Source organism: Chamaesiphon sp. VAR_48_metabat_135_sub (assembly GCF_031418915.1).
GTDB lineage: Bacteria > Cyanobacteriota > Cyanobacteriia > Cyanobacteriales > Chamaesiphonaceae > Chamaesiphon.
The window spans coordinates 54,646-71,901 of the sequence record NZ_JANOJV010000054.1; the positions used below are offsets into that span (position 1 = coordinate 54,646).

The 17,256-nt window shown below is 43.3% G+C and carries 17 protein-coding genes; 3 read left to right on the plus strand and 14 right to left on the minus strand.

All coding sequences use genetic code 11. The features are described 5' to 3' along the window. Positions 1-181: 181 nt before the first annotated feature. The 12 genes from RMO55_RS03915 to RMO55_RS03970 form a co-directional block, all read right to left on the minus strand. Positions 182-880, minus strand: a complete 699-nt coding sequence (locus RMO55_RS03915) for a Uma2 family endonuclease (RefSeq protein ID WP_310423821.1) — start codon at positions 878-880, stop codon at positions 182-184. A gap of 190 nt (positions 881-1,070) precedes the next feature. Beyond that, entirely contained in the window at positions 1,071-1,655 is a 585-nt protein-coding gene (locus RMO55_RS03920; RefSeq protein WP_310423824.1) for an acyltransferase, read from the minus strand. 202 nt (positions 1,656-1,857) lie between these two features. Beyond that, positions 1,858-2,805 carry a Gfo/Idh/MocA family oxidoreductase gene (locus tag RMO55_RS03925; RefSeq protein WP_310423826.1) on the minus strand — a complete coding sequence of 316 codons (948 nt, stop codon included), beginning with the start codon at positions 2,803-2,805 and terminating at the stop codon, positions 1,858-1,860. 250 nt (positions 2,806-3,055) lie between these two features. Further along, complete coding sequence (locus tag RMO55_RS03930; RefSeq protein WP_310423828.1) at positions 3,056-4,387, minus strand: nucleotide sugar dehydrogenase; 1,332 nt, start codon at positions 4,385-4,387, stop codon at positions 3,056-3,058. Positions 4,388-4,505: 118 nt separating this feature from the next. After that, entirely contained in the window at positions 4,506-5,204 is a 699-nt protein-coding gene (urtE, locus tag RMO55_RS03935) for an urea ABC transporter ATP-binding subunit UrtE (protein WP_310423831.1), read from the minus strand. A gap of 98 nt (positions 5,205-5,302) precedes the next feature. Next, positions 5,303-6,061, minus strand: coding sequence for an urea ABC transporter ATP-binding protein UrtD (gene urtD / locus RMO55_RS03940; RefSeq protein WP_310423834.1), 759 nt, complete (start codon positions 6,059-6,061; stop codon positions 5,303-5,305). After that, the gene (gene urtC, locus RMO55_RS03945; RefSeq protein WP_396134163.1) at positions 6,036-7,163 is read right to left on the minus strand and encodes an urea ABC transporter permease subunit UrtC; all 1,128 of its coding nucleotides are present in this window, start codon (positions 7,161-7,163) and stop codon (positions 6,036-6,038) included. The genes urtD and urtC overlap by 26 nt, the downstream gene beginning before the upstream one ends. Before the next feature lie 196 nt (positions 7,164-7,359). Next, positions 7,360-8,520: an urea ABC transporter permease subunit UrtB gene (gene urtB / locus RMO55_RS03950; RefSeq protein ID WP_310423837.1), complete on the minus strand. Its 1,161-nt coding sequence runs from the start codon at positions 8,518-8,520 to the stop codon at positions 7,360-7,362. A 141-nt stretch (positions 8,521-8,661) separates the two neighbouring features. After that, positions 8,662-9,996, minus strand: a complete 1,335-nt coding sequence (gene urtA / locus RMO55_RS03955) for an urea ABC transporter substrate-binding protein (protein ID WP_310423841.1) — start codon at positions 9,994-9,996, stop codon at positions 8,662-8,664. A 261-nt stretch (positions 9,997-10,257) separates the two neighbouring features. Beyond that, the gene (locus tag RMO55_RS03960) at positions 10,258-10,821 is read right to left on the minus strand and encodes a thylakoid membrane photosystem I accumulation factor (RefSeq protein WP_310423844.1); all 564 of its coding nucleotides are present in this window, start codon (positions 10,819-10,821) and stop codon (positions 10,258-10,260) included. Between the two features lie 87 nt (positions 10,822-10,908). After that, the gene (gene bchM / locus RMO55_RS03965) at positions 10,909-11,592 is read right to left on the minus strand and encodes a magnesium protoporphyrin IX methyltransferase (protein WP_396134164.1); all 684 of its coding nucleotides are present in this window, start codon (positions 11,590-11,592) and stop codon (positions 10,909-10,911) included. Between the two features lie 7 nt (positions 11,593-11,599). Beyond that, the gene (locus tag RMO55_RS03970) at positions 11,600-11,908 is read right to left on the minus strand and encodes a hypothetical protein (protein WP_310423847.1); all 309 of its coding nucleotides are present in this window, start codon (positions 11,906-11,908) and stop codon (positions 11,600-11,602) included. Positions 11,909-12,373: 465 nt separating this feature from the next. On the opposite strand from RMO55_RS03970, the gene RMO55_RS03975 reads away from it, so the two are divergent. After that, entirely contained in the window at positions 12,374-13,837 is a 1,464-nt protein-coding gene (locus tag RMO55_RS03975; RefSeq protein ID WP_310423850.1) for a DASH family cryptochrome, read from the plus strand. A gap of 3 nt (positions 13,838-13,840) precedes the next feature. Here RMO55_RS03975 and RMO55_RS03980 read toward each other — a convergent pair whose 3' ends face one another. Then, the gene (locus RMO55_RS03980; protein ID WP_310423853.1) at positions 13,841-15,010 is read right to left on the minus strand and encodes an AAA family ATPase; all 1,170 of its coding nucleotides are present in this window, start codon (positions 15,008-15,010) and stop codon (positions 13,841-13,843) included. A 110-nt stretch (positions 15,011-15,120) separates the two neighbouring features. On the opposite strand from RMO55_RS03980, the gene RMO55_RS03985 reads away from it, so the two are divergent. Beyond that, entirely contained in the window at positions 15,121-15,726 is a 606-nt protein-coding gene (locus RMO55_RS03985; RefSeq protein WP_310423854.1) for a YdcF family protein, read from the plus strand. A 55-nt stretch (positions 15,727-15,781) separates the two neighbouring features. Here RMO55_RS03985 and RMO55_RS03990 read toward each other — a convergent pair whose 3' ends face one another. Next, positions 15,782-16,498: a 16S rRNA (uracil(1498)-N(3))-methyltransferase gene (locus tag RMO55_RS03990; RefSeq protein ID WP_310423857.1), complete on the minus strand. Its 717-nt coding sequence runs from the start codon at positions 16,496-16,498 to the stop codon at positions 15,782-15,784. A gap of 131 nt (positions 16,499-16,629) precedes the next feature. Between RMO55_RS03990 and RMO55_RS03995 the strand changes: the two genes are divergently transcribed. Beyond that, positions 16,630-17,220, plus strand: a complete 591-nt coding sequence (locus RMO55_RS03995; protein ID WP_310423860.1) for a DnaJ domain-containing protein — start codon at positions 16,630-16,632, stop codon at positions 17,218-17,220. Positions 17,221-17,256: the final 36 nt, after the last annotated feature.

Below are 17,256 nucleotides of genomic sequence, written 5' to 3' on the forward strand. Positions count from 1 at the left end.
CCGCACTATTCCCCAATCTAAGTACTCATTAGCTAGATAATGAGCTGCTCCTGGGACATTTCTAATGTAGAGAAGATATATTGGGACACTTCACACAAGATGATTGTATCAATCATCACATTTTTTCCCTTCAGCATAAAGTCGTGTATTTCGATCGATTAGGTTCGATCGAGTCATACATTTAGCTTAACGCATCAGGATCGATGCCTAATTGTCGTAACTTATCTGCCAATTTGGTCGATCGATCCAACAAAGAATTAGATCGATCGACCTCTTGTTGAATTCTTTCATTGGGGGTAAGATAGCGTTTCCCGTCCTCATCGTACCAATACAACCACTCCCTCGTTACCCCGCCATAATTTCCCCGCTCATACCCAATTCCCAAACCTATTTCTGGCATCCATACTGGACTATCATTGACTAGTTGATAAACTCCATCGACTAGTTTATGTACTTCAAATCTGGGCTTACGTTTTCGTTTTGAGGAGTAGATTGCATAGTACAATACCCCCATCTGTTCGTATAATTTTAGCTTGGTAGTATATTCCTCTCGATATCTAGGAGAAACTACTTCTAGCACAAAGATCGGAACTGTCTCTTCGTCCCACAATACATAACTAGGTCGGAGTTCTTCATCATAACATCGCTCTACACCAAGACTCAGGAAAGCATCGGGCACGATTGGCGGTAACTCTGGATTAGAATAAATCCCCATATCAATGGCAAATAACCAATCCTGTCGCTCTTCCCACAGCATCAGCAAGATGGACTTGAGTAAAGCCGGAATTAGTTCTTGAAGCTCATTATCCACAGGAGTTTCATCTGAGTCGAGTAGTTCGTCAGCAGAAGGTAAGTATCTTGGCAGATGGTAATCTAGCATAGCAATCTTAAATTAATTGATAATTAATAATTGCGGATGCGCGCACGCCCTAGTTCCCCGACGGTTAGCGGCGTTTTTATGTCTAGGGTTCCCCCCGAATAAAAAAACGACAAGACAGCGCACCAAGCAAATAATTGATAATTGCGGATGCATTTTCGGACGCGATATTGCGTTCCGGTAGTAATTTACTTTATAGTTTAACAACCTGAGTATCTGCTAACAACTGATATTTAGTGCCAATCGAGTCTACAGCATACCCATCGTCATCGAATTCCAACACATCTCCATAAGCACTCATCCAACCGATTTGTTTGGCTGGAACTCCAGCCACCATTGCATAGGCGGGGACATCTTTGGTGACTACCGCACCAGCAGCTACAAAAGCGCATTCGTGGAGGGTAGTACCACAGACAATCGTGGCATTTGCACCAATACTCGTGCCTCGTTTCACTAACGTTTTTTGATAGTCAGCACTGGTATTGCGGGGAAATTCGCAGCGGGGTGTTTTAACATTAGTAAACACCATACTGGGGCCACAAAATACATAGTCTTCTAAAATTACTCCTTCATAGAGAGAGACGTTATTTTGAATTTTACAAAAATCTCCGACAACAACGTTATCGGAAACTAAAACATTTTGACCGATGACACACTTGGTACCAATTTTAGATTTACTGAAAACATGGGAAAAATGCCAAATTTTTGTACCTTCCCCAATAGTTGCTCCGGCATCGATATATGCAGAATCATGGGCAAAATAATTAACCGCAGTCATATTTTTTACTTGTAAATGTGGATTGAATAAAGTCTAATTTTCAGGACGAAAGAGATCTAAAAGTAAGCCCCCATCCTAAAAATATTACTATCAACTTAGCGATTCTAACTGAGCAGCTTAACCCCTAGATGGCGGGCATGAAGCACCGCCCCTACGAGCTAACTTTATCGATAGGAACTCAAATATAATTGCTTGTCAAGTATCAATTATCAATTACTTTTTGTGCGCGTTCCAATACTTCTACTACAGCCACACCATTCCAGCCATCAGAACGAGGTGTTTGGCGAGAAGTCAGACAATCGAGGAAATGTTGACATTCTAATGCCAAGGGTTGGGCGGCGGCTACTGTGACTACTTCTACCCCATCATCGTGATGATTTAATTCACCATCGACTGTCTTATGATGAATCGTCACAGTTTGTGCTACTTCATCATAAACTAGCATTCCTTTAGTGCCGATCGCGATCGTGCCGCGTTGATTTATCGGCCATAACCAAGATGCATGAATATGGGCTGTTTTACCCCCAGCAAAGGTCATTTCTACCCGCACTTCGTCTTCGATTCCTGGTTGTAAAATCGCACAACCAGTTGCTTGAACATCGATTAATTTAGGACGATCTAATAATTCTAAAACGACCGAAACATCGTGGGGTGAAAAAGACCACCAGACATTTTCAACTGCTCTGACTTTGCCCAGTTTTGCCCGTTGCGCCACTACCCGTTTGACATCGCCTAACTTACCAGCGGCGATATAATCCCGCATCCAAGCGATCGCGGGTTGATATAATAAGAGATGTCCGACCATTAGTACTCGATCGTGTTTGTCGGCATATTCAGCTAATGCAGTAGACTCCGCCAGGGTGAGTGTCATCGGCTTTTCAACAAAGACATCCTTACCCACCGCCATCGCCTGCATCGCCAAGTCATAATGAGTAGATGCAGGAGTCGCAATGACTACTGCTGTCGCCGCAGTTTCGCTTAATGCTATCTGAAAATCATCATACAGCGGGAGATCGGGGTAACTAGCGATTACTCCCTCCCTCAATTTGGGGCTGAGTTCGACAACTCCAGCCAAAGCACCTAAAGCGTGGAAATTGCTGACAAGATTTTTGCCCCAATTTCCCGCACCAACAACTATTACCGATTGCATTCTAGATTATTCCTCGTGTTTAGTCCTCAACCGCCCGCGACTGAAGTGCGGTGCTCATAGCAGAAGTCCGTTTCAACGGACTAATGAAAGATAATTAGTTTCTTTGTATGTACAGTAGATTTGGAGTGAGTGCTGACCCAATACTTCTCCGTTAATCTCAAAACTAGTTAGTCTGCGTAGGCGGACTTTGCATCACTAGCTACGATTTCAATCGTTAGCAGTTCTTAACCGAGAAGTACTGGGTACAGACTTACAACAAAGTTACTTTACCTTCGGAATCTTTTAACCTGCGGGTAATTCCGCGTGTATCTAATACCGCCTTCGCAAGATCGATCGCTAATTGATAATCAATGTTACTGTGTTCGGTAGTAATCAATACTAGATCTGATTCAGTTACTGCGGCGGTCAAATCTGGTGCAGATGTGAATGGATGTCCATTTAAGGTAATTTGGGGCACGTAGGGGTCATAATAGCTAAGTGTAGACCCTTGCTCTTTGAGTAGCTTCATCACCTCAATGGCAGGAGATTCGCGCCAATCATCAATATCTTTTTTGTAAGCCACTCCCAAGCAAAGAATCTTGGCTCTGGACATCGCAATCCCTTGCTGATTGGCTATTTTATTCGCTTTTTGAACCACAAATTCGGGCATGGAGCGGTTAATTTCCCCAGCGAGGCGAATGAAGCGGGTATTAAAATTATATTCCTTTGCTTTCCATTCCAAATAATGTGGGTCGAGGGGAATACAATGTCCGCCGACACCAGGGCCAGGATAAAATGGCATAATCCCAAAGGGTTTAGTATTGGCAGCATCTAACACTTCCCAAACATCGATTTCCATCCGATCGCATAATAGAGCCAATTCATTCACGAGGGCAATATTAACAGCCCTAAAAGTATTTTCAAATACCTTAACTAATTCGGCGGCTTTAGCACTAGAGACGGGGACTACGTGGTCGATCGTTTGTTGATAAAATAGAGTAGAAACTTCTAGGGAATCGGGATCGGAAGCACCGACTACTTTATTCGTATTTTTGGTAGAATACCTCACATTACCTGGATCTACCCGTTCTGGAGAATGGGCGAGAAAGAAGTCCACACCTTGTTTTAAACCGCTGGTTTCTTCCAAAATCGGTCGCATCAAGTCATCAGTGGTGCCTGGGTATGTAGTAGATTCTAGGGTAATTAATTGCCCAGGGCGTAAGTGTTTGGCTATTTGCTCGGTCACACTTTTGACGTAGCTGAGATCTGGAGTAAGATTTTTGGTGAGTGGGGTCGGTACGCAAATCACTAAAGCGTCTAATTCTGACACGCAATCGAAATTAGTGACCGCTCTTAATTTACCACTACTAACAATCTCTTTCAATCGATCGTCATCAACATCGCCAATATAATTTTCGCCAGCATTAACTGCATTTGCACGCTTGGGACTTTGTTCTATGCCTACTACCGTAAAGCCAACTTTACACTTTTCTACAGCAAAAGGTAGCCCGACATAGCCTAAACCAACAACACCGATGATAGCTGTTTTATCAACAATTTTAGTTAATAAAGTCGATTTAACCGAATTTAATGTTTTTTCCATGGGTTAATTAACCGCTGGGCACGAAGCCTTTACTCTGACAGTCACATTGTATCAATAGCAACAGGTTACTGCCTCCGCACAAAGTCTCATTAAACTACCCAGCGTAACCGCTAATTACTTACACTGCCAAAAAGCGTTGGATCACATCTTGACTCAATTCACTCGTCGCACCTGAAGCAACAATCCCACCTTTTTGCATCGCATAATAACTATCCGCCTGTCTGACAAAATGTAGATGTTGCTCGACTAATAGTACCGATACTCCCGTAGTCTCTACCACTCGTCTTACTGCTGCTTCAATATCGAGAATAATTGAAGGCTGAATCCCCTCCGTGGGTTCGTCTAAGACGAGTAAACGGGGATTTCCCATCAAAGCACGGGCGATGGCTAATTGCTGCTGTTGTCCGCCGCTCAAGTCGCCACCCATCCGCGACAGCATGGTTTTTAAAACCGGAAACAGTTCAAAAATCTCGTGAGGAATATTGGTTGAATTGTGACTTTTACCCCGTGCTTCTAGCCCAAGTAGAAGGTTTTCTTCAACAGTTAAGCGAGGAATAATTTCTCGTCCCTGGGGTACATAGCCGATTCCCATTCTGGCACGTAAATCTGGAGATTTATCATTAATTATTGTTCCATCGAGGGCAATTTGACCCGTGCGAGGTTTGAGCAATCCGATGATACTTTTCATCAAGGTAGTTTTACCCACGCCATTACGTCCGATCAGACACACCATTTTACCTGGAGGGACATGTAAATCGACATTTCGTAAGATGTGGCTCTCGCCATAGTAAACGTTCAAATTAGAGATTTCTAGCATATCGCAGGATTAAATATAATTTACACAGATATAATAGTTCTAAAAATCTAGCTCGGTATAATATTTGTTTTAATTATTTGATTTTCTTGGGTATTAATTTATCGCTCGTCGATCGATTGTGGTTGACCGAGGTAAACTTCAATCACCCTCGGATCGTTTTGAACTTCGTCGATTGTGCCTTCACATAGTACCGTGCCTTCATGTAAAACTGTGACTTGCCGAGCAATTTGACGGACGAATTCCATATCATGTTCGATCACTAGAATTGCATGACTTTCGGCTAGGGTAACTAGTAGATTACCAACATTTTCAGTTTCTTCATCTGTTAACCCAGCGACGGGTTCATCGACTAGTAGTAGGTCTGGTGATTGAGCGACGAGCATTCCAATTTCTAATCGTTGCTTTTCACCGTGGGAGAGTAAATCGGCTTTGAGATCGGCTTTAACTGCGAGTCCGATCGTTTCTAATATTACGCCAATTCGATCGCGTTCTGTTTTGGAGATCTTTTTAAATAATGTGCTCCAGACATCTTTATATTTATTGGCGGCTAGTTCCAAGTTCTCGCGGGCAGTGAGATTGAGATAAACTCTAGGGGTTTGGAATTTACGTCCGATGCCCAATCGGGAGATCTGCTCTTCGGAGTAGCGGCGAATATTTTTGCCTTTGAATAATACCTGTCCGGTCGTTGGTTTGATTTTACCAGTAATCAAATCGAGAAAGGTAGTTTTACCCGCACCATTTGGGCCGATCACTACTCGAAGTTCGCCAGGTGCCATACTAAAGTTGAGATTATTAATGGCTTTAAATCCATCAAAATCCATTGTCAAATTTTCAGTTGTTAGGATGCTCTCGTTCACTCTGTACCTCTGGATCTAGATCGATATTTGGATAAGTGCTAATCGGTTGTTGACGGCGTTGGAATAATTTTCTTAATCCAACCACCCCCTCGGGTAATACTGTCACAACTAGTAGGAATAATGCACCTTGAAAAAACAGCCACACTTCGGGAAATTGCTCGCTGAGGAGGCTCTTGGCGAAGTTAACTAATAAAGTACCTAGAATTGCACCAACCAGGGTTCCTCGTCCTCCTGCAGCTACCCAAATCACCATTTCGATCGAGAAGCCAATATCCATTAGTTGGGGGGAAACTCGTCCGGTTTGAATGGTGTAGAATGCTCCACCAATTGCGGCAAGTGCGGCGGAGATAGCAAAGACAATTACTTTAAATCCAGTGGGGTTATAGCCAGAAAATCTCAACCGATTTTCATCATCGCGGATTGCTACCAGTAGATTACCAAAGCTACCGCTAGTCAGCCAGCGACAGAGTGCGTAAGCAAGCACGAGGGCAACAATAGTGAGGATATAAAAAGTAAATTGATACTGACCGACATCAGCACCTAAAATAGTTTTAAAATCAGTCAGACCATTCGTGCCATTAAATAGTTTTTGTTGTCCGTTAAAGAAGTTAAAAAAGACCACCGTGGCAGCTTGTGTCAGAATCGAGAAATAGACACCCCTAATCCGATTACGGAAGACTAAATAGCCAAGTAATCCGCCAATAACAGTGGGGATGAATAAGATTGCCAACATCGTAAAACCGAAGTCGTGGAATGGTTGCCAAAACCACGGTAATTCAGTCACTCCATAGAGATTCATAAACTCAGGGAGTTGATTTGCAGCATCTGTGGGAATCTGCAATTTCAGATACATTGCGAGGAGATAACCACCCAAGGCGAAGAATACGCCATGCCCCATACTGAGTAATCCAGTATAACCCCAGATCAGATCGATGCCTAAAGCTGCGATCGATAGAGCTAGAAATCTGCCTAACAAACTCAGCCGAAAGTCAGTTAATACCCAGGGTAGAATTAAGATTAAAATTAAGGCGATCGTACCGACAATTCCCGCTTCTACTACTAATCTATTATTTCGAGGTTTCTTCGGCACAACAGTAATCATAATTAGGATGAAAGTTCATTACTTATAATTTATTGATCGTTATTAAGGAGATACATTTATTAATCTAGGGCGTGTTAGCGACAGCGCGAGCGTACTAACATATCTACGGAGGAAGGGTGGGTTCAAACAACATTTTTATTGCAGTCTTAATTAATGGTATAAAGCGGATGCACGCGCCCCTACATATCCAGGTAATTCACAATTCAACATTGCGTCCTTTCTGTGGAAAGATGCCACCTGGACGAACTTGTAAGAAGGTAATAATCAATGCAAACACCATCACTTTTGCCATACTAGTAGTGGCAAAGAATGTGAAAAAATCAGCGACAGGCTGAATCGGTGCAAAAATTGTGGCAAGATTTCCCGAACCGATCAAATAACTCGCAGTACCAATACTTAGAGCTGCAATAATAGTTCCGGCTAGTTTACCAACACCACCGACTACTACCACCATAAAAGTATCGACAACGTAATTTTGTCCGGTATTTGGACCGACAGAACCAAGTAAACTAATCGCACATCCAGCTACTCCTGCTAACCCCGAACCGAGGGCAAATGTAAATGCATCAACTTGGGCGGTGGGAATACCTAGACAAGCACTCATATTTCGATTTTGGGTAACAGCGCGAATCCTTAGTCCCCAATTTGTCTTTTGTAAAAATAGATAAATTCCAATTAGGCAAATTATCGTAGTTACCATGATAAATACTCGACTGTATGGCAATTGAAAATCACCAATCGGCAACCCCCCTCGCAACCAAGCTGGTGCGGTGACATCAACATTTTGGGCACCGAACCAGGGTTGAGTGACGGAGAGTTTAAATGTTTGAGCGATTAGGTTACTAACAGCGGCACTAATTGCAATCGAGAGTGGTAAGATAATGGCGATCGCAACAGTCCTAATTCTCTCAAAATCTGGACGACGTTTAATCAACCACATCCCGCCAAAAAATAGGAGGGAGAATAAGCCGATCGCGATCGACAGTCCCAAGCTAATACTTCGCACAAATTGTTGTAAAATCAGACTTACGCCCCAAGTCGCCAATAGCGTTTCGAGCGGTCGTCCATAGAGGAACCTAATTACTCCTCTCTCTAACACTAATCCTGCGGCTGCTGCGACGATGAAAGCAGCAATTAGGGCAAAGAATATATAAAATTCAAATAGTGGCGCAGGGAGCGTTTTAAACACGTTCTGAACGACAAAGGTCGTGTAGGCTCCCAACATCATTAGCTCGCCATGAGCGAGATTAATCACACCCATTAAGCCAAATACAATTGCAAGTCCTAAGGCAGAGATGAGCAGCACAGAGCCGATACTCATTCCGTTAAAAATGGCTTCTAATAGTCCTGATAACACGATGTTAGGGGTGAGAAGGTAGGGAACTAAGATGAGGATATTTTATGTGTTAAAAATATACAAAATAGTGGTCAAAGATACATAAAATGGTGGTGAGCATTGCCCGCCACCATTTCAGAAATATTCGCTATTAGTTATTAACTAAACTTTAGACTTGTATTTACCACCTTTAGCAGGATCTGACCAATCACAGGCGTAGCCTTTAGTTTCTGCTACATATTGGTTCCAAGGAATAGGTTTAACTGCTGCCTTAGACTCAGAAACGATCTTGAACATCCCATCTGCGCCAATTTCACCGATGCGGACAAATTTGGAGAGGTGATGGTTATTTTCCAGCGTCACTTTACCTTCTGGGGCATCAAAGGTTAAACCATTAGATGCTTTGCGAACTGCTTCGAGTTCAAAGGTTTTGGCTTTTTCGACTGCCATTTTCCACATATATACCATGATATAGGCAGCTTCCATCGGATCGTTAACTACTCGATCGGCACCGTATTTTTTCTTAAAGTTTTCAACGAAGGTTTTATTCGCTGGAGTATTGACAGTTTGGAAATAGTTCCAAGAAGCATAATGACCCTTGAGATATTCTACCCCGATCGCTTTGACTTCTTCTTCGGCAACACTCACCGACATCACGGGATACTTATCAGCATTTAAACCAGCACTTTGCATCTGTTTGAAGAAAGCAACATTACTATCTCCATTCAGAGTATTGAAAATGACTCCACCCTTGGGTAAAGCCTGCTTAATTTTGGCGATAATTGGCGTGACTTCGTTATTACCTAGAGGTAAATAATCTTCCCCGACTGTTTTCCCGCCGTTGGCTTTTAATTGAGCTTTGATGATGGTATTTGCCGTGCGCGGGAACACATAGTCAGAACCCACGAGGAAAAATTCTTTACCTTTATTTTTTAGCAACCAGTCAACCGCAGGCTCGATTTGTTGGTTAGGTGCAGCACCAGTATAGAAGACATTTTGCGAACATTCTTGTCCTTCATACTGCACGGGATACCAGAGCATATGCTTTTTCCCTTCAAACACAGGTAAGACAGCTTTCCTACTTGCAGATGTCCAGCAACCGAAGACTGTTTCTACTTTATCTTGATCGATCAATTTCTTGGCTTTTTCCGCAAATTTATCCCAATCAGAAGCACCATCTTCAACAATAGCTTCGATTTGCTTGCCTAATACGCCACCCTTGGCATTAATTTCTGCGATCGCGAGTTGTTCGGCATCGACGACGCTTTTTTCACTGATCGCCATCGTACCACTGAGGGAGTGTAAAATTCCGACTTTAACCGTCTTACCATTGGCAGCTACAGGTGCGGTACTGGGACTTGCACTAGCTTCTGGAGCTGCACTCGGACTAGAAGTAGGACTTGCGCCTGGTTTGGTACAGGCGTTGAGAATAACTGTACCTGCTAATCCAGCACCACCTAAAATAATGAATCTACGTCGTCCAAATTGATTTGCCATAAATAATACTTTGCTCCACTCTTCACACGGGATTGGCTGAGATATTAGTGTTAATATATCAGCCACTTTGTATCTTAGAACACAAAGCGACTAAATTTTACAAAGCTTTAGACTTATGGCTGATTTGTTACCGATCGTAAGAATTTGTAAGGATACTGGTACTCCTTTTTGCTACAAAATTAATCCACCCGCCGACAGATTTATTTTGTCGGCGGGTGGATTAATTTTGAGACAAGAAAATCCTCTAAATAACTTTGATGTTTACTGAGATAGTTCTGTATTAAACTCGTTGAAACTACGTCGTTTTAGTTCGAGTGATTTCTCTCTTGGGAGTAGATCGAAGACTTCACGCAAAGTATCATCCATTTTCTCAAATGAAATTTGACCTGCTCGATCGAGCCGAACTTTACCTGTTTTGTCGATGACGACAGTTTGAGGAACTGTCCCTTTATAATAGTACCCTTCTTCTGTATTTGAATATTTTTTATCGAGTGCCAGACTATCCACAGTTACAGGGATAAAACTCGCGGCTTTGCCATAGTAAGCTTGCAGTTGGGAAATTACCGTGGAATATTTTTTGCAGTCACTACTATCATCGATGTAATAAACTAGCAAGGCTGGTTTGTTCACTTTTAAAGAGTCGGCTAGCGAAATCCTCGCTGGGACTAGAGAGCCATTTCCCGCGTAGAGTACGAAAACATTTCCATCGTATTTATCATCATCGATTCCGGCGGAAGCTGGATTAGCTAATAGTAGCGAACAGAAGATAATTAAGGCAGTAGCTAAGATCGATCGGTATACAGAGGTAAAGTAATTAGATAGCATTCTAGACAGGTAATTTAGTTAAATATAGTTTTAAAAATTCCAAGCTCTCAAAGCCCTTCAGGTGTGAGAGCCAGTAGATCGAAATAATTATTTCACGGCTTCCAACATCTGTGAGAAATAGACGCTTTTTTTCGTCAAGGCTTTGCGCTTGATAGTAAAGCCTTGCGCTTCCAAAATTTCGATGATATCGGCTTCGGTGTGGAGATAAGAGCGGGTAGCTTTGCTTGCGCCAGGAAAGAAACTACCGATCTTTTTTAGTAGGGAAAGACAGGGAGTTTTGGGTGCAAAACTGACTATCAGCCGCGATTGTGCCAGGGATGCGAGGTGGGAAATCATTTCCGCAGCTTTTTCTTGAGGATAGTGAATCAATACGTCAAGACAGACGACTGTATGGTAACTACCACTAAGACTTTCGAGATCTTGAACGCTAAAGTTCGGATTATTGTTATTGCCAAATAGTTTAGCCGCAATTTCTTTAGCTTCTCCCACCATTTTCTCAGAAATATCGCTCGCATCAACGATCGCTTTTGCTGTCGCGAGGGGAATGCTCAAACAACCTACTCCACACCCTGCGTCACAGATGGATAAACCTTCGAGGTTATTATCTGCCTCAAACCATCCCAGTAAGGTGTCTACAGTCTGCTGGTGCCCAATCCGAACAGCAAGCTGTACCTTGTTTACTTCACCATCGCCGTAGATTCGTTGCCATCTTTCAAATCCCGTATTATTAAAATATTCTTTGACTACTGCCTTATCGTCTACTAAGTCCATTGAAATTTTAGGTATAAAAATTTATTGCTATCGGTAGATCACTATAGCAGGCGATCGGGGGTGTCAGGTAGTATAGGTGCAGATTCTTGCCTGATCTTCTATTAATATTAGCCTCAATCTTAAACCGATTGTCTGAGGTAACATTAAAGCAATATCGATCGCTCAAACCCCGCCGCACTAATGCATTTCTCACCGCAGTAGCGGCGCGTTCTGTTTGTCTCGCCTGCTGACTTTGAGAGATCGTTTCTGGATGGACGCGATAGTAATAGAGTGGTTGTGGATGGTGATAAATCTCCGTGACTTCAGATATTTTCAAACAAATCCTTTGAAAATACAGGATTTTCGGTTCTTACCTGCGGAATGAGGGTTTCAAATTTAGCAACTAACTGACGATCGATCGAACCAGGCGATTTGTGCAAACAGCGACGGCATCATTGTTAAGATATACTAGTACTGAGCGGCTGAAATAAAGCCACCATTTAGTCCTTGTTCTAATCACTCTCCCCGCTCCCCGCTCTCTTGAAAAGGTGCTCTACTTGCGGCGTTTTTATTCGGGGGGAACCCCCGAATAAGAAAACGACAAGACAGCGGCTCACTTTTGGACGGGTTCCCCGTCAAAATAAGTGAGACAAGACAGGGGAAACCCCAAGACCACTGGGCGGGTCACCCGACCATCAGCACTTTTCGCTCCCCGCTCCCCGCTTTTACGAAATAGTAATGTTATTTACGCCACCGAGTACTAGCTGATCGGATCTCGATCGAAACCCTATCATTTGTTCTAATGGCTGCTAAACAGATTCTACTCTGGTATCGTAACGATCTTCGTTTACACGACCATTTACCCCTGACACAGGCTCTAGCCGAAGGTGCTAGAGTGATTCCATTCTATTGCTTTGACGATCGACATGTTGGTCAGACGAAGTTTGGATTTCCCAAGACAGGTGCATTTCGATCGCAATTTTTGCTAGAAAGCATCACCGATTTGCGCAATTCCTGGCAATCTTGCGGTAGCAATTTAACAATTCGGCGAGGATTACCTGAAATAGTCATTCCGGAATTAGTCAAGCAATTGGGAATAACTGATGTGTATTATCATCGCGAAGTTACCGCCGAAGAAATTGCCGTCAGTACGGAACTAGAAAGATCGTTAAAAGCTATCAATATTGGTTGCAAATCTTTTTGGGGTCACACTCTCTATCAACTTCAGGACTTGCCATTTAGTCTCACCCATCTTCCCGAATTATTTACCAAATTTCGGAAGGAGATAGAACGAGATGGTCACATTAGAACAGCGTTACCAGCACCAACTAATTTACCACCACTACCAACAGATGTAGATCCTGGAACTCTGCCCAGTCTCACCGAACTAGGATTAGTAGCACCTCAATTTGACTCGCGGGGAGTTTTAGCATTTCACGGTGGCGAAACTGCGGGGATCGATCGAGTGGATGAGTATATTTGGCAACGCGACAGGTTGCGAGTATACAAAGAAACGCGCAATGGCATGTTAGGCGCAGATTATTCTTCTAAATTTTCACCCTGGTTAGCTTTAGGTTGTCTTTCACCTCGCTATATTTATCAACAAGTTAAGCAGTATGAAAACGAACGCATTGAAAATGATTCTACTTATTGGTTGATTTTTGAACTATTATGGCGAGATTATTTTCGCTTTATTTGTGCCAAACATGGTAATCGTATTTTTAAAAAATCGGGACTTCAAGGTATCGAGCTAACTTGGAAAGAAGATTGGGAAAGGTTCGATTTATGGCGGAGCGGGAACACTGGATTTCCATTGGTAGATGCGAATATGCGCGAGTTAGCCGCTACTGGATTTATGTCCAATCGCGGACGGCAAAATGTCGGTAGTTTCTTAACTAAAAATTTGGGCATCGATTGGCGGATGGGCGCAGAATGGTTTGAATCGCTATTAATTGATTACGATCCATGTAGCAATTGGGGAAATTGGAATTATACTGCCGGAGTTGGTAATGATGCCCGTGGTTTCCGCTTTTTTAATATTATCAAACAATCTCAGGATTACGATCGAGATGGGAACTATGTTAAACATTGGCTCCCAGAATTAGCCCAAATTCCGGCGAACAAGGTACATCAACCGTGGCAACTTTTGCCAGTAGAACAAAAACGATTTAATGTCAATATCGGAGTGGATTATCCTCACCCTGTGGTAGATTTATTCAAGTCTGCTCGAACTAACGAACTAATTTATAATATGGCTTTTAAATAACTCTCAATCCAAAACTTGTAGAGCCGCAAAATTGCAATTAGCTACCGCTTCCGCCCCATTATCCTGACACTGAAGATAATTTTGCCATGCCGCAGGGGAAACCCGATAACTACCCAACTGCTGACTGACGACTGTGGCTAACTCAGGATCGGGGAAGAAACAGACAAACATCTTGGCGCAACTTTCAGCAGTGAGATAACCTAACTCAAACTCTCGATCGCATCTACCAGGGCGAATCAGAGCCGGATCGAGCTGCTCGCGATGATTGGTGGTGAGGATCGTAATACTCCCTTCCACCGCTCCTGCACCATCTAGAGTATTCAGCAGGGCACTAAATGATAACTCACCCAAAGGTTTGCGACCGGAAAAAACACTGTCGATATCTTCCAAAGCGACGATCGAAGTCGCCGTAATTTCCGACCAAGCACGGAGTAAGGCACTATCGTCCATATCAGTCAGGGAGAGCGATACAAGCTGCCTGTCGTAGTGGCTGGCGATCGCTTGAATTAAGGAGCTTTTACCCGTACCTGGAGGGCCGTAGAGCAGGTATCCCCGCCGCCACGGAATGCCCCGTTGACGATAAAGATCGCGACTCTGGAGAAACCTGTCGAGATCGCGAAATAGTTCGGTTTCGGTATGGACATCAATCGCTAATGTTTCTCGTCTGCGCTTGGTTTGGGTGCGCACGATCGAAATCGTACCGCCAATCAATCGTACGATTAATGGAGCTTCCAGATTATAATTGGTCTCTAATTCGTTCAGCCATCGTAGCATCTGAGGCTGCCACCAGCGGAATGTTGCCAAAGTAAGTAACTGGGTATTTTGTAAATCAGTAACTTTGACATCATGACGATGGATGCCAATATACGCCCCCTGATAACTAATCCCAATCCAGCCCGAACGCGGTTGGAGTCTAGTTTTTAGCGTTGGAGATTCGATCGCTGGCGTGACTAAAGGTGCGTGAGTATAAATCAACTCACTAAAATCATAAACCTTCCCCGTGCGCTCTAATTCCCAACAGACAGCACTATAAATCGGATTGGTTTCGGCGATCGTAATTTGACAAGCCAATCGTTGAAGTCCAAACTGGACGATAAGTTTGAGTAAGTCTCCACCATACCGGATGACTAAGCCACCCAAAAATAACCAAATCGGATCGAGACTATTAAACATCTGGCGTTGCTGAATTGGGGATTGGGGATTCGGTGTTCGGGATTGGGGATTCGGGATTGGGGATTCGGGATTGGGGATTCGGTAAGAGAAAATGAGTAAATAATTTGATTATGACTAGCCAAAAATCTATCTTAGATCGTCGTTATATTATCACTATTTTGACTCGTGGAATCGGCGGATCGATCGGGTTATTAATTATCGGTGCGGTGATAATTTCGATCGCCGGATTGAATGATAATATCGATCGATCTGATGTTGCTGTTGTGTTGGGGAATACGGTCAATTCTAATGGAAAACCTTCGGCAAGATTGCAAGCCAGATTGGATAAAACAATCGAACTTTACCAGCAGGGCATTTTTAAAAATACGATCGTTAGTGGTGGCGTGGGCAAGGAGGGGTTTGATGAAGCGGTGGTAATGAAGCAGTATTTAATCTTACATGGTTTAACATCGACACGAATTTATGTAGATAGTAAAGGAGATAATACCTATCTCACTGCCAAGCATACGGCACAATTAATGACCGAACATAAATGGCAAAGTGCGATCGCCATTTCCCAGTATTTTCATCTTCCTCGCACGAAATTTGCCCTCCAAAGATTTGGCGTAAAAACTGTTCGTACCGCCCATGCGAACTTCTTTGAACTGCGCGATCTGTATTCGACGGTGAGAGAGGTATTTAGCTACGGCTCTTATCAATTGCGATCGTTTCGCTAAGTTTTCTTGATTTTTCAGGGGAGCAGCTCGATCCTAAATTCAGCAACGCCCAAAATCAGACCCCTTCAATGGTGGCAGTGACGATCGATAGTGCGACAATTGGCGCAGTAATGGTACGGAGAATATGTCTTCCGAGCGATACTAGTTGGAATTTATACTCGATCGCCATTTCGATTTCTGCGTCCGTCCAGCCACCTTCAGGACCGATCGCGATCGTGATGGGGCTGTTGGCGAGTTGGCGAGATTGGAGGCATGTCAGCAAATGGGGTCGATCGCCTCTGGAATGGCACAGATATTTACTATTGCAATCAGTCATTTGGCTGAAAATGGTTTTAAGGGGTTGTGGTTCGGCAATAATTGGGCAAACTATTCGTTCGGACTGTTCGGTGGCTTCCTGGGCAATTTTGCGCCATCTCAAGAGCTTTTGCGGACTGGGATTGAGTAGGGTTCGATCGCTAATGGCGGGAAAAATGCTAGTTACGCCGAGTTCGGTACAAGCGCGAACGAGATCGTCGAAGTTATTTCCTTTAGGGAGAGCGCAGATCAGAGTGATGGGTTGGGAAAATTCTCGATCGATCGTACTAGAAATCTGAAGGATTTGGGCATTTCCAGCGGTAATTTCGGCAAGGTATAGTTGTCCGGTACCATCGATCGCTTGAAACTGTGAGCCAGAATGGAGGCGGATGACGCGGGTGAGATAGTGATGTTGCTCGACGGTAAGCGAAATCTGGCGATCTTGGATTTGGCTGGGAGTGATGGTGATACGTTGCAAAGTTTTTAAAATCTTGATTTTGAATTGAGCAGTATATCTTTAGTGTAGAATGCGTGCTATTCAGGTCTCGTTACGGGGAATACTAAGGAAGTATGACTCGAAATGTACATTTTTAGCATTCTGATAAATAAATGCTTGCATCTACCACCACCGCCAATCTCGATCGATGCTATCAGTTACTAGGGATCTGTCGAGGAGCATCGCTCGATGAACTGAAGGCTGCATACCGTTCACTAGCTCGTAAATTGCATCCCGATCTCAATCCAGGTGATGTCGAAGCACCTCAACGCTTCATCTCACTCAGTCAGGCTTATCAAGTTTTACTAGATAAAACTCAGCAAGATTCAACTCCAACTAGCCCTCAAACTACCGTTAGATCGACTTATGTTCGTCACCCAGAACCAGAAACTTCCACGCCCGATCGAAATGAGCATGATTTAAAGTGGCAGTTATATTATGAATTGCAGTCATTACTAAAGCAACAACAATTTTTAAAAGCGATCGTTTTAATTGAGGGTTTATCGCATCGCTCGCCACAGGATGCACAGATTTGTCAATGGCAAGGGATTATTTATTCTCAGTACGGACATCAATTAATTCAGCGTAGGGAGTTTGATAAAGCACGGATTTATCTCAAGAAAGCTTTAAAAGTCGATCCTCGCAATCGACAGTTATGGCAAGAGGTCGATCGTGCCTTTAATCGCATTACTCAGTTGAGTTAATAGTTCAATCTGTTAATCTTTAAAAATCGAGGTAGG